We start from the raw sequence: 21289 nt of genomic DNA, 5'->3' as shown, positions 1-21289 counted from the left end.
TCCGCTTGCCACGGCAGCTATCGTTGTCATTTTTACATCAGACGATCGTCTCGTGAGCAGTGGACCGCAAAGTTGCGAAGACGCAGTTGCCCTTTGCTTCTACTGTGCATAGAAGCCATTTGTGCGGGCAGAGGTACAAAAATGGGTGCGGTGCTGTGGGAATAAAATTCGAAAAGCTAAATAAACTGCGGGAGTCTCTACTAGAGGCAAATCACGATTTCCGCGCCAGCACCCAATTGTTCAATAGCTTGGATGTCGCGAAAATTGATCGCGAAATGGATCTTGAAGGTCGGGGAACGCAGCGAGGCGAGGCTAACCAGCCCCCGAAAACGGCCAAGAATTTCGACGATATAGAGCACACAGTTATCGAGAGGGTCGAGGACGAAAAGAAGGCCGCACATCACACACTCGAAGACAGCCTACAGCTACTCTCCGGCCGATTGGCTGGCCTCGACTTTGAAGAGCAGTTTGGTCTGATCCGTCAGGCGAACGCCGCCAGTGTTTCCGATTTCAAGGCCTCGATCGCGGTGGGCCTGGACGAACTTCACGGATTGCGCAAATCGCTCAACGATGCGGAGAAAGAACACGACTGGTTCAAACAGAAGCACGGGCTTGTCCGGGCTGTGAGGGTTCAACACGGAGCGGCCCATGGTTTCCGAGTGTCCCTGCTAATCTTCCTGTTCCTCATTGAAACGGCGATGAACGGAAATTTCCTCGCAAAGGGAAATGAACAGGGATTCTTTGGCGGGCTCCTCGAAGCCGCCGCTTTCTCGTTTTTGAACATCGGCGCCGCTCTGCTGCTCGCAATATTCTGTGCACGCCTGGTGACTCACAGATCGCTTTTTGTGAAGTTGATCGGCGCGCTGTCGATAGTGGCCTATATCGGCTTGGCATTGACCATAAACCTAGCGCTTGCGCATTACCGCGAGGTTAGCGGGTCCTTTGTGGACGGAGCCGGCGTCGAGGTCGTGCGCAGCATGCTCGCCAATCCGGCTGGCCTTATGGACGTGAAATCCTGGCTTCTGTTCGGCATTGGTCTCATGTTTTCGATCTTTGCGTTTATCGACGGCTGGTTCGTTCTCGACCCATACCCGGGCTATGCGGGTGTCGAAAACAGATTGGTGGCTCGCCGGGAAGACTACATCGAGCGCAAGAGCGAGCTCATCGAGGCTCTGCAAGAGGTGCGCGATGAGCACAACGAGAAGGTGGAGGACATCGTCAAGCGGCTGGGGAGCAGACGCAGGGAGCATCGAGCGATCATCGACCATCGGTCGAGGCTGCTGACGCTCTTTGCGCAGCATCAAGACCAGCTGGAGCGAGCCTGCAACCAGCTTCTCTCAAAGTACAGGGAGGCCAATTTCCAGGCCCGCACAGAGCCAGCGCCAAAACATTTTGCCACACCCTACAAACTTGAGCGCATAAAACCCCTGATATCGTCCGACGATGAATGGAGCGAGAAGGACCTGGGCGCCTCAATTCGTGACGCGCAGGAAGAACTCAACGCTCAGGTGCGGCTCATCGGGCTGGAATGCGAGCGCGGGATCGAACAGTACCGAGATCTCGACAAGCTTCATCCGGATAGCGTGAATGGCTAGGCGGGGTCGCAGAAGAAAGAAAGGCAGTGGCGGCACAATTGTCGCAGCAGCCGGATTGGCCGTGCTGTCGGCTGTGATGCTGGCCGGTTTTGTTTGGATGTGGTCGAGATCCGGGAAGGACCAAATCGACATCAGCACGAATTGCCCACTGAACGGACCTGTGAGCCTGACAGCGGTCTTGATCGACGCCACCGACCCGATTTCGCCGATAACCATGGCGGATCTGAAGAATGAATTCCGCAAGACCATTGGGCGCGTCGAGCCTGGCGGCTATCTCAAGATATTGACGCTGGGCGCGAGGCCCGGCGACCTGACTGTGATGTTTGATGGATGCAATCCGGGCGACGGCTCGACGGTCGACAGCTGGACGAACAATCCGTCTCGGCGGCAGAAGAAATGGGAAGATGCGTTCGAGGACCCTTTGACGAACCTTCCCGACCAGATTCCCAATGGAGAATCCGCGAGCCAATCTCCGATCATGGCCGGAATTCAGAAAATCAAACTGTCGCTATTCGATAGCAGTTTGGCGAAAGAGAAGACCGCTAAGCGAATAATAGTCGCGTCAGATATGATCGAACATACGGCGCTGTACTCACAATATCGTTCGGGTCTCGATTATCAGAAGTACCTTGATAGCGCGGCTGACAGGACTTACGGGACATCGCTCGATGGCGTCGGGTTTACGATACTCTACGTCGATAGGGCGAAGAAGCCATTTGGCTCTTTCGAACATGCAGAGTTCTGGACCCGGTGGGTTCAAAGCCATCATGGTGATTTTGAGAAGCTGGTAGGGTTGGAGGGGTTAAACTAATGGCCAAGAAGCGAGGGGAGTCGTTCTTAGGACATCCGAGCCTGCCCCTTTTCGTCTTTGCGACGCTAACCCTGGGTGGCTGCGTGTTCATCGCAATAGCCAAGCTGTCGGGCGCAGACCCTATAATGGCGGCGAGCGCACCGGTGTGCCTGATGCTCATCTATCTTGCCGCGTCCGTCTTCACCGGCAAGCTACGGCTCCACGATGAGCAAACAGGCGACAATCTCTACTACATGGGTTTCCTGTTTACGTTGACGAGTCTCGGCGTATCGCTGTTTCAGTTTGGTTCCGAAGGATCCACCGACACAATCGTGAGGAACTTTGGTATCGCGGTGACGTCGACGATCACGGGCATTGCTTTGCGGATCTTTTACAATCAGATGCGCCGCGATCCTGCCGACATCGAACGGACGGTCAGGCACGAACTCGCGGATATGACGCGGCGTGTAAGAGCCGAGATGGAAAGTGTAACCAGGGAATTCGCTGACTTTCGCCGCGTAAGCAATCAGATGTTGGAGGAGGGTTTTGCCGAAATCGCCGTTCAAGCGGAGCGGAACGGAGAGCACATAAGATCGGCCCTGGATAAAATCGCGATGGAATCGATCAGACCAGTTCAAGAGGCCTCGGGAAAGCTCAGCAATGCTTTGAGCCACAATTTTGGGCAGATCGAAAGTCAGTTCTCGTCGATCGCACAGCGCGTCGAGGCGGCAGCCGATCTGCTCGACAAAGCCAACAGCTCAATGTCCTCTTCAGTTGGCAGACTGGGTGAACAGGCCGAAAGCGTAGCCACCAAGTTGGAGAAGGTTGTCGTCCCTGATGAGGTCCTTAAGAACGATCTGGCGCCGATGGTGAAACTTCTTGGCAGCGCGGTCGCTCAGTATGCTGTCAAAACAGAGACGGCTTCGCAGGAACAAGAAGCCCGCATGGCGGGCATCGTTGATGCTGTGGCTAAAGTGGCCGCAGGTGTGGAAAAGGCTGTGGCAGCCGCAGAGCAAACAGCGGAGAGCGTCCAAGCGCAACAACGCTTGACCCAGGCGCTTGCCGCAGTGGTGCAAAAGCAAAGCAAGGACACCGGAGACCTTGTCGCAACCTTGGCAGGAAGAACCCTTCACGCGCCGAGGCATGTTCCCCCTCTCAACGCTCCTATCGCGATTGAACAGCCACTGGCAGATCTGGCCGCAAATGACACCGTCGAGAGCGCACCAATTCGGGTCGAGCCTGAGCCCCAACCAGACGCTTTCCAAACTCTGGGAAGCGAGCCTCCCGCCGAACGAACGGAACCGCCTAAGCGAACCAGTTGGTGGGGCAGGTGAGTGACGCTGGCGGGACTTCGGTCGCCTTCGAGCGCAAGGGTTTTGGCCGCGGTTTGATACTGGGCCTGACCATGGCCGAGACGATGCTGCTTTTGGTGTTCTGCCTGTTGCTAGCAGCCGGTGCTATCATCACGAAAAAGCAGAAAGAGACCGATGAGGCACTGCGAGCCACTCAATCAAACAAGGAAAACGTGCAGAGGCTCGAAGCCGAGAACAAGCGGCTTCTGGCTCAGATAAAAGCGGTGTTTCAGCCCACGAGGGGAGGAACCGTTCCCGACGAACAATGGCGCGAGCTGGTCCTGGCCAAGGATGCTGTTAAGTCGGTCAAGGAAGCAGGTATTTCTCTGGAGGAGGTCGTGCGAAATGCCCCTGTCGCGAAAGTCCTTGCGGACAACGACATAAGCATTGATCAGACCAAGGCCATGATAGATGCGGCGAAGGTCTTGAGAGAATTTGGTTACGCCGGCACCGACAAAGGGCTGCAGGATCTGGCTGATGTGCTCAAGGAGGCTGCAGAGCCGACGCAAGCAGCAAAACCTCACGATTGGCCGCCGATCATCAGTCTCAGCGAACTGGATGGCTATAATTTCGATACCGGAAGCGCAGAGCTTTCGAATGCCTTCAAAACAAAGTTGCGCGATCTTGCGAAGACCATCGCCGGGACTGCGACCTCGTACGGTGTCGACGTGATTGAGGTAATTGGACACACGGACGAACAGGCAATGGCGGGCGAATCCTCCAACATGGACAAGGGGCTCCAACCGGTCCTGTCAGGGAAAGTGGAAATCGGCTCACTCCATCCCGCCGACAATGCCGGTCTTGGGCTGGCCCGCGCGATTTCAGTTACAAGTGTGCTCAGTGACATGCCCGCATTAAAGGGGTTTACGATTTTGCCGATGTCTGGTGGTCAGCTCATCCTGCCCGGCGATCATCTCACCGACGGAGCGCAGATTGGCGATGTACGGGCTCGAAGGCGCATCGAGATTAGGGTGAGGCAGCGATCAAAATTGGCGCCGGTTGGTGGCGCCAAGCCATGAATGGGGACGAGAGACTGGCGCCTTAGTCGGTACGGCAGTTGAGTTGGGGGGATTGGGCTATGGGGTTTTACGTTCGAAAATCGATCAGTGCGGGACCATTCCGCTTTAACTTTTCGTCCGGTGGGGTTGGCGCTTCCGTTGGCGTGAAGGGCCTCCGCATCGGCACTGGGCCAAGAGGTCACTACATCCACGCCGGCGTGGGTGGGCTCTACTATCGTGGCACTTTAGGCAAGGCCAGCGCGAAGAAGGTAGTTCAGCTCTCTCAGACCCCATCTGCGCCGCAACCCCGTCCACAATCCTCGCGCCCGGAATACGTCTCTGACGGCGTCGTGATGAGAGAAATCGAGTCCCGCGATGTGGTGGAAATGCGTGACGAGACATTCGCCAATGTGCTCGATGAAATCAATGCCAGGCAATCGCAGACGCGGCTGTCCGTAGCACTCGCGGTTTTGTTCGGGATTGCAGGTTTCCTTGTGGGGACCAAGCTCGGAGGTGCCGCACCGGTGCTGGGCATCGGTGCCTTTTTGCCGGGTATGCTCATTGGCAAATGGTTTGACAGTTACCGCCGGGTGAGCGTGCTCTATTACGATCTGGAAAAAGACGCGGAGGCCGCCTACGGGCGACTTGTCGGCGCGTTCGAAACTCTCACCGGCTGCGCAGGGAGATGGCATGTCGCTGCCGGCGGCAAGATAGAGGATCTGACTGCTTGGAAGCGAAATGCCGGGGCCAGCATGCTGGTCGACAAAAAGCCCACGACCCTTACAAGCTCCTTGCCGAAGGTTGTACGCAGCAACGTTACTCCTCCTTCAATCCATGTGGGTCGGCAGGTGCTCTTCTTCATGCCTGACCTAGTGCTGGTGAAGGACGGAAACCGATACGGCGCAGTCGGATATGCCGATCTGCAGACCCAATTCGCCCCGAGTAATTTTATCGAGACCGGCAAAGTTCCATCTGATGCGGAGATCGTGAGCTACACCTGGGCTCACCCAAACAAAAACGGCGGGCCTGACAAGCGCTTCAAAGACAATCGGCAGATCCCTGTATGCCGCTACGAAGCGTTGCGGTTTTCTAGCCCGTCCGGACTTAACGAGCTGGTGGAATTTTCCAAGACAAACGTCAGCCAGCCCTTTTGCCAGGCTCTATCGGCACTCGCGCAATTGCATCGAAGCTCCGACCGCCAATTCATAACGCTAAATGCGCACACTAGGGAGTGATGGTTGGGGATGGGCTCAAAGCGTGAGCCCAGGTCAGCAAACGCCTTCGCACGGAATCCCGTCGCTATCTCGATCCAACTTGCTCCCCCATGAGCAGTTGGCGAGATACCAACGTGCTTCTTCGCAAGATGAAATCTGCGTGCACAAGCGGCGAGGTTGGCATGAGTAGCTCTGTGCTACTTGGCGACGGCTGACAAGCCCAAGGGGGCTTTTGGTTGGGCTCGCAGATTCGGCATGTTGTTCGCGCCAATCCCAAGGGTTGTCAAACGTCCCAATCCAGATTCCAACCTTTGCGGTTTCAGCATTAGTTTGCTGTTGCGCATAGGCGCCGTGGCTATAGCGGGGCCAGTCCAAGGCTTGGCCATGTTCGACCATCCAGGACGCGGCGCTGACACCGTCCGCGCGCCGACAATCACCGACGAAGCGACGGTACCGATCCCATGAAACAAATGTGCATTGGACAGGCTGCGAAGCCGCAAGAAAATTCGCCAATGCTTCGGCCGCCCGGCGCCCGCAGGGGTATTGATGTGCGCTAGCGTCATTGCAGTATTGGCGGCTTTCGGGTGCATCGATGCCGTTGAAGCGGACGCGCTGCCCGTGGATCTCTATCGTGTCTCCATCAATCACCGATGCTATGCCTACTATCGGCGCCCGTCTCGACCCGGCCGAGTTTGCTATATCGAGACCACGTAACTGGTCACCCGAGCCTGTAAAATAGTGGGTCGCGTAAGCAGCCAAGGCCACCACGATCACCAGGATCAGAGGCAAGCGCACATCTGGAGAGAAACGTCTGCGGACGATTGGTTCAGCGCCGCGCCTTGGTCGCGCGCGGCGACGATGAGAATAGCGATTGTTATTCAATTTCCGATCCTTTGCGAAACGCAAGCTGCATGATTTGTAACGTGCCTCTGCACCATTCATAGGCGCCTTTTTCGCTGGCGCTGGTTTGCCTTGTAGTTCGGCGCTTTGAACACCATGGTGCCTTCGCAGATCAGCCCGAAGTCACGACTTTGTAGTTACCTTTTCCGTAAACACGACCATCTTTCCGCGCTGGAGCCTACAAGTTTTCTCGGAATGAAATTAGGAGGCCGATTCAAAAAGAAGTCGGCTTGTGCGCCAGTTGGTCGTGGCCGGCGAGGCGGATGCCAGAGCTGCCAACACCTCGTCCACACGTATGATGGCATTTTGTCCGAAAGGGAACCTCGAGATCAAGGTGGGGATGCGAAGTGTCCGGAACATTAAACAAACATCCGCAATTTTTCCACCAAGCCGCAGTGCTCACAATACTAAACGATTGAAGTGTTGGTGGCAGCCATTCGAGGTTGAAAAACCAGCATTTTATGTTGCGGACTGCCCTTGTCTAGGCTCTATGTGTCCAGCCTATCAGGGGGGTGTGAGTGTCGGAAGTTGAAAAATCGGTCTTCCAAAGCGATCTGCCTTTAAAGGAAAAGCTCGAGCGAGCCAGGATGGAATTGCTCGACCTTTCTGCTCGCAACCGACTTTTGAATGTGCCACGGTTTTCAAAGAGCGCGAAGACGATCGATATTGTCGACGAGAGGTCGTCTGAGATCTATCGATTGCTGGTGAGCGAAGGAAAGGCTTTTACCTTCCTGGCCGGCAAGCCGGATCGGCCGAAGGCAGGCCAGGTTGAAAGCAGCCCTCCAGACGAGGAAATCGACTATTCCCCCGTTGCTCTTGCTCAGCCTGAGGACGAAGGATTCGACGACAGAGGGGTATCTGCGCGACATTCTGACACCAAGCTTCAGACGAGGATGACCCCAACGGGGCTGCAGCGCCGGCTCCTTGATCTCTACCACGATGCCCGCACACTTGAGGAAGAGCAGGGCGTCAATATCCTCTTTCTGGCCCTTGGCATGCTGAAGTGGATTGACCCGAGCAACAAAGAAAACATCCGTCAGGCTCCTCTCATTTTGGTCCCGGTACGGCTGGAGCGAGGGGCCGCTGGAGAAAAGTTTCGGCTGCGAGCTCGTACGGAAGATCTTACCGCAAACCTCTCCTTGGAACTCTATCTCGACCGCATTCACAAGCTCGCCCTGCCGCGTTCTGAAGTAGGAGACGACTTCGACGTCTCGGCCTATCTCGAAGCCGTTGCCGAAGCAGTGTCGACCAAAGAGGGTTGGCAGGTTCTTGCCGATGATATGGTGCTCGGCTTCTTCTCGTTCGCTAAGTTCTTGATGTACCGTGACCTGGATCCGGATCTCTGGCCGGATGGCGCAAAGATTATCGAACAACCGAAGATCCGCTCGCTTCTTTCAGATGGTTTCGAAACACGCGAACCGCTGATGTCGGACGACATTGCGATTGATCCGCATATCGCGCCTGCCGAAATGTTGCATATCGTCGACAGTGACAGTTCTCAGACGCTGGCGATCCATGATGCAAGAAAGGGTCGCGACCTCGTTATCCAAGGTCCTCCCGGGACAGGAAAATCGCAGACGATCGCAAACATTATCGGGTCGGCCGTTGCCGATGGAAAGACCGTGTTGTTCGTTGCGGAAAAAATGGCCGCACTTGAGGTCGTAAAGCGACGGCTTGACACTGCGGGGGTGGGGGACGCCTGCCTTGAGCTCCATAGCAACAAGGCAAACAAGCGCATGATGCTGGAGGAGTTGCGGCGCACCTGGCAACTCGGATCGCCTCGCGGACAGCTTGCTTCTTCCCTTACTGAACGCCTGCTGGAGGCTAGGGATAAACTCAATGCACATGCTACAAGGATGCATGTTCCATTTGGAACGTCCGAACTCACTCCATACCAGGTTCTTGGCCAGCTAACCCGACTAAGGCAGAACGGGCAAAAGACAGTTGATATTGAACTTGAGGATGCCACCGCTTGGACGAATGACGGTGTCTCGCAACGTCGCAAACTTCTCGATGACGTGTCTCAGCGGATCAACGAGATCGGCTTGCCGATCCACCACCCATGGCGGGGAGTTGGCCTGGATGTCGTCCTACCAACGACCATTGAGAGGCTCGTCCCACGCATTGCGTCGTCGCTGGATCAAGCAAAGGCTCTGCACGCCAAACTGGCCGATATTGCTGAGCGGATCGAGGCGAAGCCTCCGCAAATCCTCAGCGACAGCGGCGAGGTAGAAGATCGCGCTGAGCTTCTCGCGTCCGCACCTGGACTTCCTGCCGAGGCGCTAGTCTCGCCGGTTTGGGATGAGCGTCCAAAGGACATTGCATCGCTTCTCTGGACAGGAACAGATTTCAACCGCAAATCCGAGGAACTGTCGGAGCAGTTGGTGGCGACGGCTATCGACACGCCAATTGAAGGTCTCGAGACAGAGCTTGCTAAGCTTCCTTCAGACTTTCCGAAAGATGGTTTCGTTCGTGCGCGCCAGCTAACCGTGTTGCTCCCACGCTTAAGAGAAGAAGCTGAGCGGCTAAATCAAGAACTGGGGTCTACGGTTTTACCGGACACGCTTGCAGGACTCCTCAGGTTAGTGATGACCGGCGAGAGAGTTGCGGCAGCCCCCGATGCGAGCCCTGAGGCATTCGCAGCCACAGTTTGGGACTCCGGGCTGGAACAGGCTGGTGACCTTGCCGACAGCGTAGCAAAGCTAGAGACTGCTAGAGCCGAGCTTCAGGGCAAAGTTGTTGATGCCGCTTGGAGTACCAACGTGGCCGCGGCGCGGCAAGCGCTCGCCGAGCACACGGGAATATTGAAAGCATTGAATGGCGATTACCGTCGTGCCACTGCACTTGTGCGGACTATTTTGGTGGCCCCTAGCGCGCCTGCGGCGGAGATAGTGGGTCTCCTCGACATTCTAATGAAGGGCCAGGCGGCCGCAGCAAAAGTGCGCGAAGGCGACGCCTTTGGCGGTTCCGCCTTCGGAGCCGATTGGCGCGGTGAGAGATCGTCTTCGGCACCACTCCAGGCCTTAGTGGAGTGGATGCGCACGCTGAGGGGACTTGGCTCGGAACCGCGAATTATAGCCGGGCGGATGGCGGAGCGCTCTGAAGCGGGCGCGCGTGCGGTCCGAGTTCGTAAGGTGATCGACATCGGTCAGCCGATTATCGAGGGGTTTTGGAACGATTTAGGCCACCTTGCGTCATCCCTGCAAGGTGACGTGGCTTCCGCCGAGCGGGCCTCGCTGCAAATGATGGAAGCGAAGGCAAGCACTGTAGCTCAAGCCGATGACGCGTCACGACAGGTTCTGACTGACGTTCCAGATCTGATCAGTGAGCGGGTGGAGATACTACGCCGACTAGGCAGACTACAAGCGCTTGATCAAGAGATCGAGGACGGGGAAAGCCTTGGCAAGTTCGCATTCGGCTCGTCGTGGCTCGGTCGAGGATCCGATTGGGCCGCTCTCGCGCAAGCCGAACTTTGGCTGAGAGAAAATGGCTCAATCCGGCATTTGGCTGCGCGGTTGCCTGAAAGAAAAGAGATCGCAAACTTGGCGCGTTCAGCGCGTGAAGCGGCCCAAGCGGCAGCGCGGGAATTGAAGGCGCTTGCAGGGGATTTGAAAGCCGATGCTCCCTCCTTGTTTGGAGTAGACGATTTTCCAGACGTCGCGATAGTCGAGGTTGTTTCTCGACTGGAGGGGTGGCTTGATCATCAGGAACAGCTCTCAAAATGGGTTGCCTATGGAGAGCGATCCGAAACAGCCCGAAAGGCTGGACTGGGACAGTTGATAGACGGCCTGGCCGACGGCCAGATTACAACAGGATCGGCGCGATCAGTCTTCGATATGGCCTACTACGAACGAATGTTTCTAGCGATGGCGACCGATGAGCCGGAGCTGGCAAGGTTCGACGGGGAATTGCATTCCAGGGCTGTACGTGACTTCGCGGATCTGGACCGACAGAGGATCAAGGCCGGTGCCATCGAAGTTGTGACGGCTCATCACCGAAAAATTCCTTCAAGAGACGGCGGAGCTGGACCAGTCGGATTGCTTCGTTCTGAGATGGCGCGCAGACGGGGCCACATGCCTATCCGGCAGTTGATGCAGAAGGCAGGGCCTGCCATCCAGGCACTCAAGCCAGTGTTCATGATGAGCCCGCTTTCGGTGGCCCAATTCCTGTCGCCCGGCAGGATGTCCTTCGATCTTCTTGTGATGGACGAGGCGTCTCAGATACAGCCTGTGGACGCGCTCGGCTCGATCGCCAGGGCCAATCAGGTGGTCGTTGTTGGCGACGAACGCCAACTGCCACCCACGACATTCTTCGCCAAGGTGACAGGCTCGCAGTCTGAAGATGACGAGGGTGAGGGCGCGCAGGTCGCCGACATCGAAAGCATCCTCGGCCTGTTCACGGCCCGCGGCTTGCCGCAGCGTATGCTCCGCTGGCACTACCGTAGCCGTCACCAATCTCTGATCGCCGTATCGAACAGCCAGTTCTACGAGAACCGGCTTTTCATCGTGCCAAGCCCCTATACTCAAGAGGCAGGCATGGGGTTGCGGTTTCATCATGTGCCAGAGGGGGTCTTCGATTCCGGTGGCACAGGAACCAATCCGGTAGAGGCGAGAGCAGTAGCCGAAGCGATCATCCGTCATGCGAAGGTGAACCCGCGAGAGACTCTAGGCGTTGCAACATTTTCGGTTAGCCAACGCCGCGCGATCCAGGATGAACTCGAAGGGCTGCGGCGACTAAATCCCGATACGGAGGAGTTCTTTCACGCGCACCCCAGCGAGCCATTCTTCGTCAAGAGCCTTGAAAATGTTCAAGGCGATGAGCGCGACGTGATCATGATCTCAGTGGGGTATGCCAAGAATGCGCAGGGGTACATGGCCATGCGTTTCGGCCCTCTTGGTGCGGAAGGCGGCGAGCGTCGGCTCAACGTCCTCATAAGCCGCGCCAAGCGCAGCTGCGAAGTATTCGCGTCCATCACAGACGAGGACATAGACCTGGAGCGTGGCAAAGGGAAAGGCATCTTCGCCTTCAAGCTCTTCTTGCACTACGCGAGAACAGGGCGAATTTCGCTTGCCCAGGCCACGGTTCGCGAAATGGATTCAATCTTTGAAGAGCAGGTAGCCAACGCGCTGATCGGAAAGGGTTACCAGGTTCATGCTCAGGTTGGCATTGCAGGCTTCTTCATCGATCTCGCGGTTGCTGATCCGGAGAGGCCAGGCCGCTATATTCTTGGCATCGAATGTGATGGCGCAGAATATCATTCGTCGCGCTCGGCCCGAGATCGAGACCGGCTACGGCAGTCTGTTCTGGAAGACCATGGTTGGATAATCCATCGCATCTGGAACGCTGACTGGTTTCAGAGGCCACGCGAGCAGCTGGAGCGAACCATATTAGCGATTGAGGCTGCGAGAAAAGAGCTCGATGAGCGGGCCGAATTGGGGGTCCAGAGAAATCGTGCTGTAGCCGTGCAGGTTGTTACGGTCGACAGAGGCAACGTGACGGAACTCGGTCTCGAAAGCACAAAGGGATCCGAGATACCCAATCGAGCCTACGAAGAGGCCGAACTAAACCGACCGGGATCGTTCGAACTCCACGAGACGCCCAGCGGAATCATGGCCGGACTGGTCGAGCAGGTGGTGGCTATAGAAACACCAATCCATGTCGACGAAATAGTTTCGCGTATTCGGGGCGCGTGGGGTCTGCAGCGGGCCGGTGGCAGGATTCAGGATGCAATCGAGCGAGGGGTAGGCCTAGCGCAGAGAGGTGGTGCAGTAGCCCGTCGAGGCAGCTTCTGCTTCAAGCCAGGTGCTCCTGTTCGTCTCAGGGATCGCAGCGGCGTCGTGTCCGCTGGATTGCGCAAGCCCGAAATGATTGCGCAGGACGAAGTCGCCCAAGGCGCCATGGAAGTCGTGAAATCCAACCTCGGTGCGACGGAGGAAGAAATCGCAATAACCGTTGCGAGAATGCTGGGCTTCAAAGCCACAAGTGCACAATTGCGGCAGTTGATTTCAGCTGGGGTCGCCGATTTGATTGCCAAAGGCTTGCTGCGGCCCCAAGACGGTTTGTTGGTGGCCGGCGAGTCCGCGAGCGAGGCATTAGCTGAAGTGTGACCGGGCATTGTAGAGCCCTCGTTGCAATCTCTGTTGAAGCTCGGAACACCTCTTTTGCTGGCGGAGGCCGAATGGCATTTCGATTCGTACACACGGCCGATATTCATCTCGACTCGCCGCTGCGTTCGCTCGCGATGCGTAATCCCGATCTTGCCGGGCTCGTGGGCGACGCCAGCCGCCAGGCATTCGTTTCGATAGTGGATCTCTGCCTAGAGGAACGCGTGGATGCGTTGGTAATAGCCGGCGACCTATACGATGGTGATCAAACCTCGATGAAGACGGCGCGGTTCCTGGCAGCGCAGATGACACGCCTGCACCAGGCCGGCATCAGGGTTTTCAAGATCCGCGGCAATCATGACGCCCTGTCGCGGATTTCCAAACAGCTGGTGTTTCCTGACACCGTGACCATTTTTGGCGGTCGTGCTCAGTCGGTATTGCAGACAGCCGGCGGTGTGGACGTCGTTTTCCATGGTTTGAGCTTTGCGAACCCTAAGGCGCCGGACAGCCTGCTGCCCAAATATCCGGCTGCTCGCGAAGGAGCCGTCAATATTGGCATCATGCATACCAGTCTGGCCGGATCGCCCGGTCACGACGTTTACGCGCCCTGCAGCATCGCTGACCTGCACGCCCACGGTTTCGACTATTGGGGGCTTGGCCACATTCATCTTCGCCAAGTCCATTCCGGCGCAAGCACGGTGGTGATGCCGGGAATACCGCAGGGGAGGGATATCAACGAGGCCGGCGAGAAATCAGTCACCCTTGTGACGGTGCGAGACGACCGTTCGGTGGAGATCGAGGAAAGGCTGACCTGCGTTGCGCAGTTCGAAAGGGTCAGCGTCGACCTTACGGGAGCAGTGGAGTGGTCCGAGGCCGTCGCGCGTGTTCGAAACGCACTCGAAGAGATGCGGGCCGCCGTCCGGTCGCGTCATGCTGTGGCCCGCGTTGGCCTAACAGGAACATCACCATTGTTATGGGCGCTGATCCGCGACAGAGATCTCCTTCTTGCCGAAGCCGAACAGGCTGCGGAACAGCTAGGCCATACGTGGGTGGAGAAGCTCGAGCTTGACCTCGCGCCACCTCGGGCGGAGACGGCCGAGGATATTGCTGATCCAATTTTCGAACTCGAGCAATCCATGCGCGCCGATGCCACCTCGGATGCCTTCCGCGCCGAGGCGAGGGCGTTCGTCCAAAGGATGGTCGCCGACCTTCCGGCCGACGGACGGGATTTTGCTGGGAAGGACGAAGCCGGGCTGGAACGGTTCCTCGATCAGGTGCTTTCCAAGGGCGCAGACTTGGTGACTTCCCGCCTTAAGTCCGGTGGAGCGTCATGAGGCTGCAGCGCCTTGACCTCATTCGCTATGGAAAGTTCACCGATGGTACGATCGACTTCGGACCCAAACCGGAATCCGGACCTGATCTGCATATCGTGTTTGGCCTGAATGAGGCCGGCAAATCGACAGCGCTTTCCGCCTATCTAGATTTGCTGTTCGGCATCGAGGAACGGAGCCGCTACAACTTCCTGCATGAGTACAGCGCCATGCGCATCGGTGGGGTTCTGGAACTGGCCGGCTCCGAGCACACGTTCACGCGTACGAAACAGCGTACTAATTCGCTATTGAACGCGACGGGCCAATCGATGAGCGAGGTGGCGATCACGGCGCATCTCGCCGGACTGTCGCGTGACGCTTACACGACTATGTTTTCACTCGATGACGAGACGCTGGAAGCCGGCGGAAAATCGATCCTGGAATCGCGGGGCGACCTCGGCAAGCTCCTCTTCACGGCCAGCGCCGGTCTTGGGAACGCAAGCGACACGTTGAACGCCCTCGAGGCCGAAGCAGACGCGCTGTATCGGAAGCAGGCGCATGGCACCGAACTGGCGCTGCTGAAGAAGCGCCTTGTTGACGTGAAGTCGCGCAGGGATGCGATCGACACACTTGCATCGACCTATGAGGGGCTGGAGGCCGAACGTCTCGATGCATCGCAGCAGTACGGCCGAACCATCAGCGATCGGGCGGTGCTGGTGGCCAGGCTGGATACCATTGCTCGTTACGTACGTGCTGCGCCGATGCTGGCGGATATGCGCCGCAAGATTGCCCGGCTGGATCAGCTGCCGGACATCACCTCCCCAGCCCGGACATGGACGGGAAGTGTCACCGAACTAATCGATGACGATGCCAGCTTCAGAACGCGACTGTCCGCAAACATCGATGAGGTCGAGCGGCTGTCGGCAAAAGTCACTGCGGTCGACGAGGACGAACGGATCCTGTCGATTTCCGAACGCATTCGCAGCCTTGCGGAGGGCAAGGTGCGCCATACCGCGGCTGGCTTTGACTTGCCCACTCGCAGGATGGGGCTGCAAATCCTCAACAACACCGTGGCAAGCTGCCTTGCCGCCTTGGGCCGGTCTTCCGAGCCGGATCCTGCCGCACTGCTTCTGCCTGCCGTCACAGTTGGCGTCGTTCGCGCTATGGTCGAGCAGAGGTCCGGTATTGCTACGGGCGCGCGCGCCGCCCGCGACGAGGCGGCGGCAGCACTCGATGCGTTGCAGGTGGCAAGGCAGCGGGTCGGCGAGGAAAGGGCGGTGCCCGAACCCGCCAGGGCAAGGCTGGGCTCGGCTTTGTCGAAAGCGCGAGCAAGCGGACACAAGGCAGAGATCAAGACGGCTCGCGAGGCGGGAGATGCGGGAACAATCCGATGGAAGGCATCGCTGGCTCGCTTGCGTCCATGGAACGGAGATGCCCTCGCTCTCGTCAACGTTGCGGTTCCGAGCGCCGGGCAGATTGCCGCCTGGAAGACAGTAGCGTCAGTACTGGCAAGGAACACCGCGGTGCTTGCCGAACGCCTCGCCGAATACGAGGGCCACCATGCAATGCTCGCCGCACGATTGGATGCCCTTCGAGCCTCGGTCGACGTTGTCGACGATGAAGCGGCTGCCGCCATCCGCCGTCTCCGCGATGATGCGTGGGCAACGCACCGCGCAGTGTTGACTGGTGACACCGCTGACGATTTTGCCGTGGCACTGACGCGCGATGACGTTGCCAGCGCAGGCCGGCTGGCCGGCGCGGCGGATCTGGCCGAGATCCGGGCAATGACGCGTGCCCTGGCCGAGGCCACGGCCAACCTGTCACGAAACGGCATCCAAAGCCAACAGCTCGTCAAGGATGCGGATACCCAATTGTTGGAAATCCGTGTGGCCGCCAGCGACCTCCTCGGAGAAGCCCTGGAACCTTCGTCTGAGCGCCTGATCGAAAGGATCGAGGATCAGATCGAGGCGCGCAGCGATGCGCTCGCTGCCTGGGAGCAGATCGAACTTGCTCGCTTGAAAGCCGAGCGAGCCGCTGACGCCGGCGAGCAGATACACTTGGAAATGAGAGCGGCGCTGGAAAGTGTCGGCATAGTATCAGAGCCCGGCGACACCCTCGAAGCAATCATGGCCATCGCGGAGCTGTTTCTGGACCGGCAGCGCAAGGTGGACGCCGAGTATGCCGAGGCGCTCAGGATGGTGAGTTCCAAAGAAGAGGATCTAGCTGCCCGACGGGTTGCGGTAGGGGTGGCGGAGCGTCGCGAGGAGGAATGGCTGGCCGGCATTACCGAAGCGCTCAAGGGAACGTGGCTCGAAAGCGGTCTGTCCGCGTCAGGCGTTGGCGCTGTGCTCGATCAATTGGCCGAACTGTCAAGAAGCCTGCAGGAACGGGAGGATCTGCAGCTGCGTATCGACAAGATGGAGGCCGACAGGGCCAATTTTCTGGTCGAGGTCATCGCCGTTGCGGTCGAAGCCGACGAGCCGACGAAGGATGGCGAGCCGGAGCAGTTGGCCACCCGCCTTGCCGAGCGCCTGGAGCGTGCCGAGCGGACACGTGAAACGAAGGCAAGCCTCGGCAACGAGCTGAAGCGCCTCAAGGAGGCGCGCGAAATCCTCGACACCGAGATTTCGGCACACGAACGCCGCAAGAATGAAGTGCTGGGCGTCTTTGGCGTCGCCACTCTGTCCGAGGTAGTCGAACGCGACGAGCTGCTGCGTGAGCGCGACGGCTTGCGCACTACCGTCGCCGAACTTGAGGAACGGGTAGTGGCGGAACTCGCAGTCGATGGATTCGACCAGGCACGCTCGATCCTGGACGCGATCGATTTCGACAGCCTCGCGGTCGAGAAGGCTGAGGGCGAGCAGCGGCTTCGCCAGTTCGATGAAACCATCCAGCAACAGCTGATCCGGCAGACGCGCGCGGCCGACAAGCTGGACGCAATCGGCGGTGATAGTGCGGTTGCTCGCCTGGATGCCGAACGGCGCACGACCCTGTTGGAAATCGAGGAGAAGGCCACCCGTTATATCGAACTGAAGCTTGGCATTATGTCGGCCGGAAATGCTTTGCGGCTCTACCGTGAGAGCCACCGCTCCGGGATGATGGCGCGCGCATCAGACGCGTTCAAGCTAATGACGCGTGGCCAGTATTCGGGGCTGACAACCCAGCCTGTAAAAGGTGGTGAGGTTCTCATCGCGGTGCAGGGTGACGGGCAATCCAAGGTCACCGATGCGCTTTCAAAGGGCGCGCGCTTTCAGCTCTACCTAGCACTGAGGCTCGCCGGTTATTACGAGTTCGCCCAATTCCGGCCCTCGGTTCCCTTCATCGCCGACGACATCATGGAAACCTTCGACCATATTCGCTCGGAGGAAGTTTTTAGATTGTTTGGGGAGATGGCGAACACAGGTCAGGTCATCTATCTCACGCACCACAAGCACCTATGTGAAATCGCCAAGGCTGTTGTGCCACAATCTACCATTCACCAGCTGGATTAGGCTCGATTAGAATTCGCGTCAAAACGGTTCAACTAACCAACTCGGCTGACATAGGAACCTTCGATCGAATCCATCATGACGTCCCATAGAGGCTGAGAAATGCCTATTTTGTTCTGCAATGTTGCGTGGATGAACGACTACTCCGGGCGGAGCGCGGATGACCCGCCTCTCGGTGGCGGGGCATTTCGAGTAAGCAGGGTTATTGCGCCGAAGAATGCAACTTTGTTGCAGCCAATGACGGGTACGTTTACGGCGCTTCGAGACGATTAAGGGCGAATTGGAACGGCAGGTGCGCATCCAGAATTTGGGTTCAGGCAAGCACGACGAATTTGTCGACGGGATCGACATCGTTTGGACGGCTCCGGAGGAAGGCAAAGATCCGCGCGTGGTGGTCGGGTGGCATCGCGGTGCGCGACTGTATCGCCACCGCCAGCCCTTCAAGGGGCGTAACCCTTCCGCCCAGCACTACAAGGATAAGATCAGGTCGTTCAGGGCTAGGACGCTTGCCGAAAATGCATTCGTGCTGCCCCCGGAGGATAGGCATCTACCATGCTTGCAGGGGCAGAGAGCTTTGACGAGTGGACTATAACTTGGGTGGTCGGGCATCGGATAGCCAACGGGCGAAGAGCCTGGATCTAAGCCAGCATGGCTACGCGGGGCAGGACCCGGAGAAGGCGAAGAGGGCACTAGTGGAGGCCGTACAGCTGCCCTCAGAATAACGTCGGCGAGTATTAAGAAAAGACCCGGCCGAATAGATTTCGATTAACGCCGGAAATTTCGCAGTGGTGAGCTTGTTCGCACGGGGCGACTCAGCAAAAATGTTGTCTTTGATTGGAGGATTGGCGTCATGTTTGATTTCAGCAGCCTGAATAGGCCTTCGGGTGCATCTCGCCCAACAAATCCAGTCGAAATCTTTCGGAATGCGCCCGCTCTCGCTGAGTCGCCCAACGATCTATGGCAGGGGCAATCAAAAGCATTGGAACAATGGAATCTTGCGAGAGACAAGAAAGATGTTTTGATTTCCTTGCATACCGGCGCAGGCAAATCACTGGTAGGCCTTCTCATCGCCCAAAGCTTGGTCAACGAGGGTACTGCGCGTGTCCTGTATCTGTGCGGCACAAATGATTTGGTCACTCAAACTTCTCGTGAAGTGACAAACAAGTTGGGCTTCCCTCACTCCACGCGTATGGGCGGAAGTTTCTCAAACGAACTTTATATCACAGGGCAAGGGTTTTGCCTGACAAATTATCAGGCTCTTTTTAACAGCCGATCAGTATTTAAGAGAGATAACCGACCGGAGGCAATTATCTTTGACGATGCACACGTTGCAGAAAAAATAATACGAGACTGCTATACGCTAAAAATATCTTCTGACGACCATGCTCAGCTTTTTGCTCGTCTTGTGGAGCTCATTAGACCCCATTTTGTGGCAATTGGCCGGGCCGATTATTATCACAACGTTATTTCTGGGGGCTCTGTCCATCGCGTGGTGCTGGTTCCTCCGCCAGCTATGCTTGCGCTCAGCAAAGAGCAGAACCTACTCGGGATACTCCGCGAGCACGGCCTCTACGAAGGTGAAACTGCCTATGCGCTCCAACATTTGGCCGACCATCTCCACGTCTGCCCAATGTTTATCTCCCGCTCCTCCATCGAGATTGCTCCCGCGTTCCTCCCTTCGAAGCGTATCGACTACCTTACCGATCCCGCAGTTAGGCGAGTCTATTTGTCGGCGACTCTTACCAGCGAGGTAGATTTTTGCCGCGCCTTCGGAAAGCGACCTTCGCTCAAAATTGAGCCGGAGAGTGATGCTGGCATGGGCGAGCGGATGATCATACTAACGGAGTCGTCAAGGCTCACCGAAGCGGGGGTTGGCAATGTCAAACCTGCTCGCGTTGCGGCGTACTTGGCAGGCTCTAATAAGCTCCTCATTACTACATCCAGCTATGCGGCTGCAGAGAAATATCGTGAAATCGCGTCGCCCCCGCCGCAAAGACAATTTACCGAAGCGCTTGATGCCTTTCGGAAATCTACAAGCCCAGGCGCTTTCGTGTTGGTTGGCCGTGTGGATGGGATCGACTTGCCCCATGCTACCTGTCGGGTAATGCTGGCTGACGGCTTGCCGACAGGCTTTTCGCTGTACGAGTCCTACCTGTTCGATTTCTTGGAAATGCGGAATTCTTTCGCTGCCAAGCTAGCTAATCGCATCACTCAGATGTTTGGCCGAACAAATCGCGGACGCAACGACTATTCGGCTATCTTTGCAGTGGATCCGCAGCTCGTGTCCTGGCTAATGACGCCGCGCAACCTAGCCCATCTTCCGGATCTGCTCAGACGGCAACTGTTATTAGGCAAATCAATGGTCCAGCAATTCACAATTCAAGACATTACGACATTCCCTGCCTTGGTGAACCAGATGGTCAGCCGTGACCCAAACTGGCTCGCTTACTATACAGATTCGGTACGCGGTCTGGACGTTACCGAAGAGCAACGCTTGCAGGCGGCGGACAATGACCAGCTACTTACGGAGGCTGCCCTAGCTGAGGCTGATTTTGGAGCTTTCATTTGGGATGGCAATTCCCAAGCTGCGAGGATGGCGCTCGGTGAAATCGTGGACAGGGTTGTTGTAGCAGATCGACGGCTAGCAGGGTGGTACAACATCCAAATCGGAATGACGTATGAGCTTGAAGGAGATACTGAAGCCGCAGCAAAGCAATACTCCGAAGCGAAATCCCGGACAAATCATACTCTTGCGCTGCCTATTCCTCAGTCAACCCAGTCGGCGGCGCAGGAACAAAAGCCGAGGAATCTACTTCATTCCAGGTTGCTTGAAATTTTCATCAACGATGTGAGGATTCAGAACGACCATTTTGCAAAATATGAGCGCAGGATTTCGCCGCTATTCGACCAGAGCAGGTCCGCGAGTGAACACGAAGAAGCACTGAGAACCCTAGGCGAGTTGGTTGGATTCCAGGCGACGCGCCCTGAACAAGAGTCTGACACGAACAGCACACTTGACGTTCTCTGGCTATCTCCTTCGGCCTCAAAATGCATTCTGGTCGAGTTGAAAAGCAAAAAGCGGCAGGACAGTGTGGTAAACGCGGCGGATGTCGGCCAAGCCTATAACCATCTTCAATGGGTATCTCAAAGCCATGGTGAGAGTCAGATTCTCGGTCTGATCATCGTGGCCGCGCTTCCAAAAAAATCCCCCGAAGCGGCCCCATCCGAGATTATGTGGGCATCTGACACCTCGCGCTTTAAGGCCCTCTTTGAAGACACAATGCAGATGCTTAGGAGCTTGCAGCGGATGGCTCCATTGGACCGCTATGCGGAGATGACGGCGGTGTGCGCTAGAGCCGAATGGCAGCCAGATGCCATATTTGAGCGGCTTCGAGGTATCCGTCTGCGAGACACTTAATAGTTCTCAAGTTTTGGGGTCGCTAACTTGTGACGCCAACTCGTAGGGGCTGCGAAAGCGATTTCCCCCCGTGCCCATCGACCCCGCGCCAATCCGGAGCTAGGTAGAGACGGCACGGGC

Annotated in this window: 10 protein-coding genes; 9 read left to right on the top strand and 1 reads right to left on the bottom strand. The window is 57.1% G+C overall.

Features of this window, described 5'->3' with window-relative positions:
- Positions 1-161 precede the first annotated feature (161 nt).
- Genes X771_RS156635 through X771_RS156650 form a run of 5 tightly spaced genes read left to right on the top strand, consistent with a single transcriptional unit; the run spans position 162 to position 5970 of the window.
- Entirely contained in the window at positions 162-1595 is a 1434-nt protein-coding gene (locus tag X771_RS156635; protein ID WP_023687339.1) for a hypothetical protein, read from the top strand.
- Complete coding sequence (locus tag X771_RS156640) at positions 1588-2406, top strand: hypothetical protein (protein ID WP_023687338.1); 819 nt, start codon at positions 1588-1590, stop codon at positions 2404-2406. The genes X771_RS156635 and X771_RS156640 overlap by 8 nt, the downstream gene beginning before the upstream one ends.
- Positions 2406-3719 (top strand): membrane protein, encoded by a 1314-nt coding sequence (locus X771_RS1000000165855; protein ID WP_023687337.1) that lies wholly within the window; start codon positions 2406-2408, stop codon positions 3717-3719. The genes X771_RS156640 and X771_RS1000000165855 overlap by 1 nt, the downstream gene beginning before the upstream one ends.
- Positions 3716-4756 carry an OmpA family protein gene (locus tag X771_RS156645; protein WP_031198374.1) on the top strand — a complete coding sequence of 347 codons (1041 nt, stop codon included), beginning with the start codon at positions 3716-3718 and terminating at the stop codon, positions 4754-4756. Before X771_RS1000000165855 ends, X771_RS156645 begins: the two co-directional genes overlap by 4 nt.
- Positions 4757-4815: 59 nt before the next feature.
- A complete protein-coding gene (locus X771_RS156650) occupies positions 4816-5970 on the top strand; it encodes a DUF4236 domain-containing protein (protein WP_023687335.1) in 1155 nt (384 codons plus the stop codon).
- A gap of 33 nt (positions 5971-6003) precedes the next feature.
- Here the strand turns inward: X771_RS156650 and X771_RS1000000166490 are convergent, their stop codons facing one another.
- The gene (locus X771_RS1000000166490; RefSeq protein WP_081731062.1) at positions 6004-6891 is read right to left on the bottom strand and encodes a thermonuclease family protein; all 888 of its coding nucleotides are present in this window, start codon (positions 6889-6891) and stop codon (positions 6004-6006) included.
- A gap of 476 nt (positions 6892-7367) precedes the next feature.
- Between X771_RS1000000166490 and X771_RS156655 the strand changes: the two genes are divergently transcribed.
- From X771_RS156655 to X771_RS156675, 4 genes are all read left to right on the top strand, one after another.
- Complete coding sequence (locus X771_RS156655) at positions 7368-12956, top strand: DUF3320 domain-containing protein (RefSeq protein ID WP_023687334.1); 5589 nt, start codon at positions 7368-7370, stop codon at positions 12954-12956.
- A gap of 71 nt (positions 12957-13027) precedes the next feature.
- Positions 13028-14287 carry a DNA repair exonuclease gene (locus X771_RS156660; protein WP_023687333.1) on the top strand — a complete coding sequence of 420 codons (1260 nt, stop codon included), beginning with the start codon at positions 13028-13030 and terminating at the stop codon, positions 14285-14287.
- Positions 14284-17754: an AAA family ATPase gene (locus tag X771_RS156665; RefSeq protein ID WP_023687332.1), complete on the top strand. Its 3471-nt coding sequence runs from the start codon at positions 14284-14286 to the stop codon at positions 17752-17754. Before X771_RS156660 ends, X771_RS156665 begins: the two co-directional genes overlap by 4 nt.
- An 847-nt stretch (positions 17755-18601) precedes the next feature.
- Positions 18602-21169: a DEAD/DEAH box helicase family protein gene (locus X771_RS156675; protein WP_084566734.1), complete on the top strand. Its 2568-nt coding sequence runs from the start codon at positions 18602-18604 to the stop codon at positions 21167-21169.
- The last annotated feature ends 120 nt before the right edge of the window (positions 21170-21289 follow it).

This window comes from Mesorhizobium sp. LSJC269B00, assembly GCF_000502815.1.
Classification (GTDB): Bacteria; Pseudomonadota; Alphaproteobacteria; order Rhizobiales; family Rhizobiaceae; genus Mesorhizobium.
Note: the sequence above shows the minus strand (reverse complement) of the source record. Positions and strands in the feature narration are given on the sequence as shown.